This window comes from Dethiosulfatarculus sandiegensis (assembly GCF_000931935.2).
Classification (GTDB): Bacteria; Desulfobacterota; Desulfarculia; order Desulfarculales; family Desulfarculaceae; genus Dethiosulfatarculus; species Dethiosulfatarculus sandiegensis.
The window spans coordinates 57,950-71,532 of the sequence record NZ_AZAC01000003.1 but is presented as its reverse complement, the minus strand read 5'-3'; the positions used below and the strand labels follow the sequence as shown (position 1 = coordinate 71,532).

Annotated in this window: 8 protein-coding genes; 5 read left to right on the top strand and 3 right to left on the bottom strand. The window is 49.3% G+C overall.

Annotated elements, in window-relative coordinates; translation table 11 throughout:
• Window positions 1–497: 497 nt before the first annotated feature.
• The 5 genes from X474_RS03260 (at window position 498) to X474_RS03240 (ending at window position 8,705) form a co-directional block, all read left to right on the top strand.
• On the top strand, window positions 498–2,423 hold the full coding sequence (locus X474_RS03260) for a TonB-dependent receptor plug domain-containing protein (protein WP_044346729.1): 1,926 nt from the start codon (window positions 498–500) through the stop codon (window positions 2,421–2,423).
• A gap of 26 nt (window positions 2,424–2,449) precedes the next feature.
• Entirely contained in the window at window positions 2,450–2,998 is a 549-nt protein-coding gene (locus tag X474_RS03255) for a hypothetical protein (protein ID WP_044346728.1), read from the top strand.
• 71 nt (window positions 2,999–3,069) lie between these two features.
• A complete protein-coding gene (locus X474_RS03250; RefSeq protein ID WP_156360595.1) occupies window positions 3,070–4,020 on the top strand; it encodes a substrate-binding domain-containing protein in 951 nt (316 codons plus the stop codon).
• A gap of 635 nt (window positions 4,021–4,655) precedes the next feature.
• Complete coding sequence (locus tag X474_RS03245; RefSeq protein WP_052514798.1) at window positions 4,656–5,330, top strand: response regulator; 675 nt, start codon at window positions 4,656–4,658, stop codon at window positions 5,328–5,330.
• Between the two features lie 39 nt (window positions 5,331–5,369).
• Window positions 5,370–8,705, top strand: coding sequence for a sensor domain-containing protein (locus X474_RS03240; protein WP_052514797.1), 3,336 nt, complete (start codon window positions 5,370–5,372; stop codon window positions 8,703–8,705).
• A gap of 156 nt (window positions 8,706–8,861) precedes the next feature.
• Here X474_RS03240 and X474_RS03235 read toward each other — a convergent pair whose 3' ends face one another.
• The 3 genes from X474_RS03235 to X474_RS03225 form a co-directional block, all read right to left on the bottom strand.
• Window positions 8,862–11,228: a GAF domain-containing protein gene (locus X474_RS03235; protein ID WP_044346726.1), complete on the bottom strand. Its 2,367-nt coding sequence runs from the start codon at window positions 11,226–11,228 to the stop codon at window positions 8,862–8,864.
• Between the two features lie 382 nt (window positions 11,229–11,610).
• Window positions 11,611–12,600 carry a peptidylprolyl isomerase gene (locus tag X474_RS03230; protein ID WP_197281951.1) on the bottom strand — a complete coding sequence of 330 codons (990 nt, stop codon included), beginning with the start codon at window positions 12,598–12,600 and terminating at the stop codon, window positions 11,611–11,613.
• A gap of 4 nt (window positions 12,601–12,604) precedes the next feature.
• The gene (locus X474_RS03225) at window positions 12,605–13,579 is read right to left on the bottom strand and encodes a peptidyl-prolyl cis-trans isomerase (RefSeq protein ID WP_197281950.1); all 975 of its coding nucleotides are present in this window, start codon (window positions 13,577–13,579) and stop codon (window positions 12,605–12,607) included.
• Window positions 13,580–13,583 lie beyond the last annotated feature (4 nt).

The window sequence follows — 13,583 nt, the reverse complement described above, 5'->3', positions numbered from 1 at the left end:
CAGCCTGACCGGGAAAAATTCTTTTTTGTTAACCAGCCGGGCGGCCTTTGGGTTTAGTCCACAGGTGAGCAGGTGAAGGCGCAGACAAAATTCTCCAAGAGCTTCCAAATGTTGATCAGCAAGAACTCAGCCTTTGCCAACGGTTTGGCATTAAAGAAAACAAAGAAGCCTCTCAATTCAATGCGCCGTCATCTCCCCTCCAAAAAAGTCACAGGCCTTTAGAGGTGTATCCCTTATTCCCGACCAGATACACATCATCCACACTACCTGCATAATGAGCTTTTTGTTCGCGCACACTCCTTTCCCCGCTTCTCCGGCAACTCAAAAATTGCATAACCGGCCAGCCGCTAAAAATTAGCACTCATCAACTTTATTTTTAAATTACATCTTATTTCGTATTAATTTATCTATTTTTTTGGACATTCCGTAATTTTTTTGTAGAATCTAACTTTACTTGCAGGGGTTTATTCTACTCAATTTCATGCGGAGAACCTAATATGCGACAAATATTGAAGAAATACACATGGGTCTGGATTGTTCCCTTATGCCTGGCTGCCAGTCCCAGTCTGGCGGCCAATAACGAGCAAGCAAACAGTCGGACAAAACTTGAACCGGTGGTGGTCTCAGCCACCTTGAACGAGCAGAAACTTTCCCAGGCTCCAGCCTCAATAGAGGTAATCAGCCAAGCCCAAATCCAGGAAATGGGGGCCGACACCGTGGCCCAGGCCTTGGAAGAGGCAGTGGGCCTGGTCCTGAATACTGAATCCGGCAGAGCCATGAGGCCTTCCATAAGGGGAACCGGCTCCCAACACACCCTGGTTCTGGTGGACGGAAGACGTCTGGCTCCCGGCTACAGGGGGATGACCGACATAAACCAGATCCCCACTATCATGATCGAGCGTATTGAGGTGGTGCGAGGCCCTTCTTCCGCCCTTTTCGGCAGTGATGCACTGGGTGGTGTGGTGAACATCATCACCAAGCAAGCGCCCAGGGAAAAGATCAAGGCTGAGGCGGATATCAAGGCGGGAACCAATACTGGCAGCGGCGGCCAGACCTTTCTGCCCCAGGGCCTGATCGGTGCGGGTCTCGGCAAGTTCCGCTTTCTGGCCAGCGGCAGCTTTAAAAATCGAAACGGCTGGGAACATGACAACGAGCCTCCGGACGACGGAGACGAAGTCAAGCAACAGTACGGGGCCGGCAAGGGCGTAATAGATTTTTCCGAGAACCATTCCGTCAGTTTCGGAGGAAGTTACAACAATTTTGAACGCATAGGTCAAAGAGATATCCAAAATACTTTAGCCGAAAGGGACGCAACAGATAAGATCAGTGACGTTTTTCTGCGTTATGACGGCAAATTCACCAAAAACACCAACCTCATGCTGCAGGCTTACCATTCGGAATATGAAACAGATGTGGACCTTAATCCTGCGATCAAAAGCCCCTTTCTTTTGCTTAACGAAAAATACAAGAGAACCCAGTATGAGGGCCGTTTCAACGCAAAGTTGAATGAAATGTTGAACCTCACCCTGGGGGCGGAATCCCGCCAGGACACCAGGGGTTCGGACAATCTTTCTACGGAATATGACACAGACAACCACGCGGGCTTCGGCCAACTGGACATGCTTTTCTTTGACCGCCTGAACCTGGTGGCCGGAGTTCGTTTAGATGACCATAGTGAGTTCGGCTCCGAATGGAGCCCCAAAATGGCGGCCAGTTTTATCATCAACCCCAACCTGCGCCTCAAGGCATCTTATGGCCACGGGTTCAGGGCGCCGACTTCATATGAACTATATGTCACCGCTTATAAAAGGCGGGGCAAGGATATTTATCTGCCAAACAAAGACCTGGAACCGGAAACAACTGACTCCTATGAGATCGGGCTGCAATCAAACCTGGATGTGGCAGAGGGCCTGGACCTGGAGCTGACCTGGTTCAGAAATGACATTGATGACCTTATCGAAGCCATGCCCCTTGCTTCCAAGGCAAAGGGAAAATCCAAGGTAAAAAGATACCAATATTCGAACATTGCCGAGGCAACTACCAGTGGCCTGGAATTATTGGGTAACCTGCGCCTTCCCTTTAATTTTACCTTTGGCGCGGGCATGACCTGCCTGGATACGGAGAACAAGGACACGGGCGAGCAACTGCCCAACCAGCCCCGCTTTAAAGGCAACTTGAACGCCACCTGGAAACTGAAAGACTTAGGGCTCAAGACCAGGTTGTCCTTTAACTGGTACTCAGGCCAGGAAGACGGTCTGGGAAACAGTCTTGACGATTATTCAGTAGTCAACGCCTGGGTTGGCAAAGATCTGTGCCAAAGCTTCATGCTCTATGCGGGAATGAAAAACATCTTCGACACTGACCGGGAAGAATACAATATCGCCCCGGCTTATGTATACCTGGGAGTCAGGTGGGAATACTAAACCCGGCTTTTCATACAGGACAAAAAATGAACACCCCCACTTTGGGTCAAAAAACAGCCGTTCGTTTTATGTTGGTTTCCTTGCTCTTTTTGCTGCTGGGTTGCTTAGAGGGACTGATGCACCCCACCAAATGGATGCTCAAGGATTTTTACCTCTTTCTATTGGGTCTTGAACCCCAGCACCTGAAACCGTTCTTTGGTTACTTTGTGGGCAAGATACACACCCATGTAAGCCTGTTGGGGTGGGTGACTTCGGCCTTGATGGGCTTGTTCTATTTCACAGCGGAACAGATCAAGGGAACCAACCACTACCGCTCTTTTTTGTGCACAGCCAATCTCTGGCTGCATGTGGCGGGAGTGCTGATTCTGGTCTTTGGTTTTCATCTGGTGGGTTTGGTGGCCCTGCCCACAGGCCACGCCATTGGCAGCCCGGAATTCAGGGCGGCAGCCAGCCAGGTGAAGCTGCTGGTGGTCATTGGTGGTCTCTGCGTCTTTTTTTCCGCTGTGATCTTTACCTTTAACCTGTCAGCCACTCTGCTTAAAAAAAATGATTTAAAAAAGGTTCGCGAAAACTGAACAAAGCAACCTAGCTCAAAGCAACTTATTGTTTTTGCATATCAAATCAAGAAAAATACAGGGAGTTAAAAATGATTCCGTCTTTATCTAAAGCAACTCGAACCGCGTTTTTCATCCTGGCGCTTTGCGTGGGCTTTTGCCTGTCGGCAAGCGCCGCCCAGGCTGCAACCTATAAAAAAATAGAGAAAAAAAACCTGATTATAATTGGCGACCGGGTGGTTGATATCGCCTACAACCTGGGGGTCATCCCGGTGGGCCTCTCGGCCCGCTGCTCCATGTGGCCCATGTGCGAAAAAATCAAGGTTATCGGCCAGCCCGTGGGTTGCCCCGGATGCGTTTCCAAGGGAAAAACCGCCAAGCTTAAAAAGTTGATCAAGCAAAAAAACATTAAACTCGCCCTGGTTGAAAAGTCAGACCCCTTCTGCATTCTCGTACCCAAGGCCAACCCCCTGGACGCCATAAAGGTCTTTCAAAAAATGGGCGTGAAGGTAATAACAATAGACTTCAAAGAGGGAATTCCTTCCGCTATCCAGCAGACCGCCGCTGCCCTGGGCAAAAAAGAGCAAGGCGCGAAATTGAAAGAGACCTATGAGAAGAACCTCACCAAACTGAACAATAAAATGAAAAACCTGAAAATAGGCAAAAAAGTGGTGGTGTTAAATGGCGTCTATCAGGCGGCAACCGGCAAATCCTTTATCAGGGTGGAGGTCCCCGGCGGTTACACCGACCGTTTCATTCTGACCCCCTTGGGTTGCCAAAACGTAGGCGGCGCCCTGGTCAAGGGGCGCAAGGCCGTAAAAGGCTATGTAGGACTGCGTAAACTAAAGGGTCTTTCCAAAAACAAGCCTGATGTGATTGTCATAACCGGCGATGCGACAGGGGTGCAAAAGGCATTGACCAGACAGGTGGCCAATGATCCCGAACTGGGCAAGGTCCCCGTCTACAGTCTGCCGGGCTACATTGATTCCAGTGTTATCGAAAAACCGGCTATTGTCTCCAAATGGATCTGGGCGCTTAAGTGAGTAAATTTTGCTCCCCTGCGGACAAATCCGCCGGGGAGCAAAGATAAACCACAAATTCATCCGAACCTTTCTCAAGTATGCCTGCCATACAAGCGTTCATTACTGTTAGACCCGGTTTTTTTTGCAATCAATCGAGCCGCCAGACATTTCACTTTCCATATTATGACAAACAAAGTGATCTATTTTCGACGCACCTTTAGCCTGTTTGTCTGCCGACAGTCTGTGGGGGGGCTGCCCCTTTTCAATATATTACTTAGACAAGTAATTATAATAATTGATAATTCTTGACAAGCGCCTTATAAATATTTCGTACTGGTCTATAACAAAGCGCCATTTCACCAAAGCAGTTAATCTTCTAATAAATAACACCCATAAAAAAGCTTAGGCTGTTTCTGCGAAAAACCATATAAATCCCTTACCTCAAAGCACTGTTACAGGATAAAGCACTTTATCATTCCGTAAAAATTATTAGAGATTTACAAATTTATCTCCTAAAATAGGCCCCACTTGCTTTCATGCTAAAATGTAATAAATTTGAATTATAATATTTTTCTAACTTACGGCTGTTGCGAACCTGCCTCAATGGGGTATTAAGTCGGTAACAATTTATATAAACCAGATCGAAATATCGGAAAATGCTCGACACCCAAAACAACTCTATCACCATTCTTTTGGTTGACGACTCGGCAACAGCCAGAAGCCAGCTTTCCAGTTATCTGACTAAGATGGGGCATCAGCCCCTGGTGGCGGAAAACGGCTTCAACGCCCTGAAGATCCTTGAAAATATTTCTCCGGAACTGATCATCTGCGATCTGGTGATGCCGGAGATGGACGGACTGGAACTTTTACAACGCTGCCGCAGCCTTTACCCGGAAATTCCTTTTTTGATCATCACAGCCTATGCCTCGCTGGAAACAGCTGTGGATGCCTTAAGGGCCGGGGCCCAAGACTATATCACCAGGCCGGTTAACATAGACATTCTTTCATTGAGGATCGAAACCGCCGTCAGCAGGCGCAGGTTGTGCCAGGAATTGACCCAACGCCAAAAGCTGGAGACCGCCCTGGCTGCGGTGGGGGGCGTAAGCCACGAACTGAATCAACCCCTTATGGCCATAATGGCCTCGGCCGAGTTGATCTCCAACATGGACAAATTAAGCAGGGTGAAAGAGTTGGCCAAAGTAATAGAGGAGCAGGCAAAACGGATAGCCGTCCTGACCAAACGTCTTGCCAACCTGGAACGATTTGAAACCATGGATTATACAGGCGAACTGAAGGTCATGGATATCAAAGCGTCATCTAAAGATAATTAAATCCAGCCTCGAAGTGCGGATTGACAGCCAAGGCAATTCATGACAGACGACCAGCATAAATCAAAAACGGAACTGATCGCCGAGCTTACCAAAGCCCGTTCCGAACTGGAATCTTTAAAAAATGATTTACGGGAAAAGGACTTACAGGCTGAACGATATCTGAAAGTATATGATCTGGCCCCGGTTATGATTCACAGCCTTGATCAGGAAAACAAAATTTTCCATATTAACCAATACTGGTTATCCAATATGGGCTACAAGGCCCACGAAGTTCTGGGCCGCCCCCTGGATGATTTTTGCGCTGAAAATTCCAAAAAAAATCTGATAAAGGCAATAAATCCCAATTTATTGAGCCAAAAACTGGTCCATAACCTGAGACTTGAGCTTATAAGCAAAGATCAAGGGCCGCGTCACGTACTCTTAAGCGCCATACCGTATCAATCGGAAAACGAATTTGATCAAAACACCCTGCATATAATGTTGGATGTCACCGAATCCGTGGGATTGGTGCAGAAGCTGAAAAACTTCCGGCACATCCTGGATTTCAGCGCGGACGCCATTTTGCTGGCCGATTTTAAGTCCATGACCCTTTTGGACGTGAACCGTACAGCTTGCCGCATGTTGGGTTATTCCAGGGAAGAGCTGATGGCAATGCGCCCCGGCCAGGTTACTGTCGGCCGCACCTCCCAAGAGGTGCGTCAGGCCTTTCTAAGAGTCCTGAAACATGAATCCGGCTCAAACACCCTGGAAACCACTTACCGCAAAAAAAACGGTGACACCTTCCCGGTGCAGCTGCGCATCTCAGCGGTCAATACGGAAGAAGGCACTTATTTTGCGATAATCGCAAGAGACATAACCAGGCGTAAAAAAAACGAAGCCGAACTCTCAAAACACCAGCAGCACTTGGAGCAGATGGTCAGAACCCGAACCCGGGAACTGGAAAAAACCAACCTGAGCCTTGAGAAAAGGATCGCCGAACACCAGGCCATAACCAAGGCCCTCAAGGAATCGGAAAAACGTTACCAGACCTTTGTGGAGCACGTTCCGGCCATGGTCTATGCCTCCCACCTGGGAGCGCCCGGAGCCAAAATCTACACAAGCCCGCAAATCCACCGGTTTGTGGGCCTGAGCCATAAGGAATTTGACAAAGATCTGGAGATGTGGACCAAACTCATCCACCAAGACGATGTGGATGAGGTTATGAAAAGAACCCGTGCCGCTTTTTCCAATTTGGCGCCGCTTTCCATTATATACCGCATTCAGCATCCCGATGGCCGCATCCTATGGGTGAGGGATGAGGCTGTAATCATGAAAAGTGAGCTGGGTGTTCCCGATTATGTCCTGGGAGTGATGTTCGATATCACCGACCTTAAAAATGCTGAGACCAAAGCCGAGCTCCTGGCCAAATTCCCGGATGAAAATCCAAACCCCATCTTAAGAATCAGCAATAACGGCATACTACAATACGCCAATCGACCCGGCCGGAAATTTTTAGCTGAACTCGGAGCCAAAGAAGGAGGCCCTCTACCTTACCCCTTGTTAAACGCTGTTATGGAATCGGACCAAAAAAACGATTCCGAGGAACCGGATTTAAGGGTTGCCAATAAAGACTATAACCTGCATATATCTCCTTTGGCAGACTCTGACTCCCTTTATGTCTATATTCGGGACACAACCCAGATACATCGTTTTATAAAACAACAAAGGATGAGCACAAAGGTTTTTGACAGCAGTATAGAGGGTATTGTGGTGGCCAATTCCGACGGCAAGGTGGAGATGGTCAACCCGGCCTTTACCAAAATAACCGGTTTTGAACCGGAAGAGGTTCTGGGTGAGGACCTGGATGTACTGCGGGCGGAAACCCACCAGCACGACTTTTTTGAAACAGTCTGGGAACAATTGGTAAAAACCGGCCAGTGGAGCGGGGAGTACTTGAATCGCCGTAAAAACGGCGAAGCCTACCCGGAATGGCTCACTATAAACCTGATCAAAAACTCCGCAGGCAAGGTTATCAATTACATAGCTATTTTCCACGACATCTCGGATATTAAGAGAACCGAGGAAAAAATCAAGCATCAAGCTTACCATGACGCCCTTACCGGCCTGCCCAACCGCTATCTTTTCCGGGACCGCTTGACCCAGGCCCTGCGCCACGCCAGGCGCAACAATTTAAAGGTGGGGGTGCTTTTTCTGGATCTGGATAATTTTAAACATGTAAATGACAGCCTGGGCCATGACCAGGGAGACATCCTCCTTCAGGAAGTGGCAAAAAGGCTGAGAAGCTGCGTCAGGGAAGAAGACACTGTCTCCAGGCTAGGGGGCGACGAGTTCACCATGATCTTGAACGAGGTTTTGGGTCATGATTCCACCGTAAAAGTAGCCCGCAAAATCATGGACGCTTTATCGGAGCCTTTTTCCATCAGTGGCCATTTATTGCATGTTAACGCGAGCATAGGCATAACACTGTTTCCCAACGACGGTGAAGACACAGACGCCCTGACCAAAAACGCAGACATGGCCATGTACCGGGCCAAGGACCGGGGCAAGAACAACTACCAGCTCTTTACTCCATCCATGAACCAGGATGCCATGCACCGTCTGACCATGGAATATCAGATCAGGCAAGGCCTGGAAAACAATGAATTTATTTTGTATTATCAGCCAAGGATGGATCTGGCCCTAAACAAAGTGGTGAGTTCCGAGGCCCTGGTGCGCTGGCAAAGAGATGGAAACCGCCTCACCATGCCGGGGGATTTCATCCCCATAGCCGAGGAGTCGGGCCTGATCCTGCCGTTAGGGGAATGGATCTTGAAAAAGGCCATTTCACAGGCCCTTGCCTGGCAAGACCAAGGATTAAAAGGGCTTAAGGTTTCGGTGAACATCTCCTCCCGCCAGTTTCAACAAAAGGGCCTGGCGAACATGGTGGCCCAGACCCTTACGGAGACCGGACTTGACCCAAGGCTGCTGGAGCTTGAAATCACCGAAACCACCATGATGATGGATCTCGAGAAAGCCCAAAGGGTCATGGAGGCGCTGGGCCGCATGGGGGTGGGTTTTGCGGTGGATGACTTCGGCATGGGCTATTCATCGCTTTATTATCTGAAAAACCTGCCCATAGACTGCCTCAAAATAGATCAATCCTTTATCAGGGATCTTTCCACAGACCCCAACGACACAGCCATTGTGGATGCCATTATCTCCCTGTGCCGGACGCTAAGGATTCATTCCGTAGCCGAAGGCGTGGAGACAAGGGAACAGGCCAAATACTTAAGGCAAAAAGGGTGCGAACAGATACAAGGCTATCTTTTAGGCCGCCCCATGCCCTATCACGAGTTGCGGGAAATGGTGGTGAACGGCATAAAGCCCAAGCTGTGAAGCATTTTTTCTGTTATTTGAAGTCAAAATACCCCCCACTGTTTTGCAACCAGTGGAGGCTTCTGAATTTTCATACGCTGATAATTTTTTCACCACAAGGGTCCACTATGGAGAGGCCCTGAACCATATACCAACTTTTTTGAATGCGAATTTTTTTTAACCGGTAGCCAAACGGTCCAGCCTTTGCTCCACTACGTTTGAGCTCAGATCCACCCCCACCCTTAGGGCCCTGAGTCCTTTGACACCGGGCAGCTCCTCCAAATCCAATATTTCCTGGTCATTCAAAAGGACGCCCCTGGACTGCAGAAAGCTTATGTGACGTTTCATTTCACGACCTTCAGCAGGAGTGGAGTAGACCACAGCCACCTGTCCGGGCTGGGTCAGCCTCTCACCGGTCCTTTTCAAAACCGCCTTGTCAATTCGGGATTTGATTATCTCCTGACGTACATCATAAGCCCCATCCACATCAAAACGCTTCTCATCATAACGGAAACGCACGGAAAGAGGATTATGGTTGACCAAAATCAAGTGACAAGTATCCAGCTCCACATCAAGGCGGGGCTTCAATTTTTCGGTGAGCCAGGCAATGCCGCAGGAGGTCATAAGCTGCCACAACCTGAGGTTACGGGCGAAAAAGTCACTGTAACCACCGTGCTCAGCCATGGAATCGCCTATATAGATCACATAATCCACCCCGTCTGTCTGGTGTTTCTCAAAATAATGAGGGAAAAAACCCTGAGCCAGGGCCTCTTCCCGGTCCAGATAACTTGAAATCTCCCGGTTAAGGGCGGAGACAGCCTCCTCGAATTGCCTGCGTTTTCTGTAAACGGTTTTCTTCTCCGGGTCCATGGCCCTCTCATAATTTGCCAGAGCCATGGCGACTTTTGGGCCCAGGCTTTTCAGGTTGCCAAAGACCGGCTCAATCTCCCTGTGGATAAATCCGGTTACAGTAACCTCGTCTCCTGTGGAAATACCTGTGGACAAACGATCCAGGTGCTTCTGCACCCCATGGGCCATTTCTTGAAGCAAAGGCCAGTCCTTTATCTTTGCCGCGTTTTGTATGATCTGGTTGGCCAAAGTCAAATGATGGCTCAAGTCATCCTGGATAGCGAAATTTCTGGCCTGGGAGGAGCCTCTGATATCCGAAGCCCCGTACAAAGGCTGCACATCCTTAAAGACTATGGGCTCCATCTCACTGGGCTCGCCCAAAAAAAGCCTGTCCAAATGGGCGTTGGCAGCCTTGACAAAGCGCCATTCCACAGCCTTGTGCACCGCCGTGGCCCTTTCCTTGACAATGGCCTGGACTTCCTGCTGAATCTTGTCCAGGGCCATTTTCACGGCCATGGAGATCACAGGGGCCACCTTTTCCAATAAAATGGTATCCAGTGGGCTGAATTCATTGGGCCTTTCCGAGTACACCTCAACACATCCAATGGGCTCCCCCTCGGACAGCAAAGGCGCTATCATAATTGAGCGAATACCTCTTTCGATGAGATGCCGGTCGGCCGGGGTCAAGTTTTCCAACGCCGTTAAATCGCTCAGACGTATGGTCCGGTTCTGCTCTATGGCCCGGGTGTAAATAGATCCCTCAAAGGTGCATTGGGGAATATGCATGGATTTTTTGAACATGCATGCGTTTTGCAGGTCCATTTTCAATTCCAGCTCTTCTCTGGGATTTAAGAGCATTACATCGTCATCACGCAGGCCCGCGACTCCAATCTCCAGGTAAGGCCTTCTGAAAAGAATGCGCATGTATTCTCTTAGCTTATAAAAGACCGGACCGGTCAGGGCTGCCTGCCGCTCCACCAGCATGCGCTCCATGCGGGAAAGAATCTCGGCTTCAGTACAGTCAACCGCTTGCAGCACTGAAAAGCCCTTAAGAATAAATTTTTCAGGGGGAAGTATTTTTCGTAATAAATCCAGGTCATTCCAATCGTCCATAATCATGGCGCGATGTTTTTTATCCAGTTTAAGCGGCCCATCCGCATAGGCCACGTCCACAAAGGTCAAATCCGGCTCAAAACGGTAAAACCTGTCGAGCTGAGTTTTCGGGTCTTGGACCTTGCGCACTCCGGCCACAGTAAAATCCTGCCGAATACCGTAAAAACGTTCCAAAATATGCAGATAAGCCCTCAGCATTCTCCCCCTGGCAAAATGTTGACGAATAGGCTCCCCACCGCCCTTGAAACGGCCTGTTTCATCCAAAAGAAGCTCTTCGAAAAGAGGGGTGGCATATAACGGATTCAGTTTAAAAGGCTCTAAAATAGCCTTTAGCTCCTTATCCCAGGAGGCGGGAGCAAAAATAGCACTAAAAAGCGGGCGCAGAAGGTCCTGATGCTGTTTCAGCGTTTCCGCATCGGTGATGGTATCGGTTGCATGGGGTAATTTATCGAGGCGGCTTTGCACCGAACGGTTCATATCAGCCATAAACTCGCAGTTGGCCGCCAGTTTCTCTCTCCAAAACCTCAGCAAAGGCTCCAGGCTGAACTGGGTTTTGAATTTAAAGCTGTCGCTCTTTTTCATGCAAAGCCTCCAGCGGGTTATAACTCCGACGAAACAGATTTCCGGGAGCAATTTTTAAGCAATAACTTAATAATAAGACTAAAATGCAGGGAATTCACTCTTGAGAACCAAATAAAAATCCCCTTAAAACACTAACACTATAAGAACTTATATATATCTGTTTCTGATTTGCCTTTTAAATCCGCACCTAAGGGAATCCGGCTGTTTTTATTATAGTTGGGAGTCAAACAGGGAAAGTTTCAATTAAATTTGAGGAAAAATCAGAAATCAGAGTCTTATTTCCCGGCTATGAATATATCCGGGTCCTAACGGATCCATTAAAAAAGGCCCCGGCCGCGACACCGCGGCAAGGGCCTTTTCAAACAATCAACTTGCAATAAAATCAGTTTTTATCCAAGATTTTCACGTAGGTCTTTTCCCGTAGCTTGGTCATCCATTCCTTGAACTTCTGTTCCAAGGCCTGCCTCTCCAACTTTTCCCGAATCTGTTCCCTTATGGCGCTGTCAGGCAATCCCGTTTCACCGGAGCGATCCAGCAGTTTCAAGAAGACGTAGCTTCCGGGCACCTCGATAACCGGGCTCATTTCGCCTTTTTTCAGCTCGGCCACCGCCTGGCGCATGGCAGGCAAGAGGTCAACCACCGATAAAGGCCCCAACTCTCCGCCCTGGACTCCGCCCGGTCCCTGTGAGTATTCCTTGGCCAGTTCGGTCAGGTTGCCCTTGGCCTCGGCCTGCTGACGCAGGTCAACGGCTTTTCGTTTAATCAGCCTGCGGGCGTTTTCATCGGCCTTTTCCGGTATTTTCAAAAACAGGGCCTGGATGCGAACCTGGTCAAGCTGCTTGAATTGACCCTTGTTTTTCCGAATATGGTCATCGACCTGATTGTCGCTTATCACCACCTGGTTTTTCACCTGACGCCGGATCAATCGGGCCTTGAGCATATCTTTTTTAATGCCGTCTTTGTATTCTTCCGGGGTTATGCCCCTTCTGCTTAACTGGGCGGCGAACATGTCATCGGTAATGCCGTTGGTCTTTTTAAGGCGGTCAATATAGCGTTCCACATCCTGGTCGGAAACCCTGATTCCCAGGCGCTTGACCTCCTGCCCAAAGATCTTATCCTCTATGAGCCGCTCCAGGGACAGTTTGGCGATCTGCTTTTTACGCATCTCGGCCTCTGTCTCATTGGCCGGGGGTCCCAGTGATTTTTCCAGGTTGGCCTGAAGTTTATTCAGGTCAAAGGTGGTTATTACATCGTCCCCAACCACGGCCACGATCTGGTTCAAAACCTCCTGGGCCAAGACCCCTGAAGGTGCAAGCATCAGGCAGAGGACAGCCAACAGGCCGGGGATCAATAATTTTATATTCCGCACCATCATCCTACCCCTTGCTCACTCCGGTTGATCCCTTTGCAATGAACCCCGGGTCAAACCAGACTTGAGCCTTGGCTCTGAGATCCGCAAGCCACTTGGCCGCGAGATCCTGTTTTTTGGCCGCAGATATCTTTCGCTGAATTACTGCGGCGGCCTGGGCCAAGGAGAGAACCCTGGCCGGTTGTTTTTCTTTTACTTCTATCACATGGAAACCATAGGCACTGGTGAGGGGACCTGCCCAACGGCCCGCCTTCAAGGCAAAGACCTTTTTATCCATGGCCTCGGGCATGCGCCCCTCTTCCAGCCAGGTGGGTTTAAGTCCTTCGGGCAGATTACCACCCAAATCGTTCACCAAAACCGCCATGTTGCCGCCTTTTTCTATCTTTTGAAGAAAAAGTTTGGCCTTATCCAGGCTGGGGAAAACTGCATGCCTTATCAACACCTGCCTGTTTTGGGTAAATTCAGGCTTATGTGTTTCATAGTAACGGCCTATCTCATCGGCCCCGACCTGAACCTTGGGAGTAAGCACCAGATCCATGGTCCTCTTGGCCAGAAGCTCGTCAGCCACAACCTCCCGCCAGGCATCGTAACTTAATCCCTGGGAGGCCAGGGAATCCTGAAAAACGGCCTGGTCCAATGAGCCCTTGAGCCTGGTCAGTTCCTTTTCCAGATCAACTTCATTCAAGGTGAATTTTTTGGATCTGGCTTCGTCCAAGATCAACTCTCTGATCACCAGGGCTTCCAGCACCGCCTCCCGCAATTGACGTGTAAGGCGGGAGGGCTCATTTCCCAAGCCCATGAAAGCGGCCTGCTGTTTGAACTGATCAAGCAATAGAGGGCGCGAGTTTACCTTGGCCACCACCGCCGGGCGCACAGCCTCGTTGCAGGCGGCCATTCCCAGGCTGAGGCCTATCAGCAAAACAAAAACAAGGGATTTTACCCTTTGCCCAGCATGGAAACGGTGCATAAGTGGTTTAGACATAGGC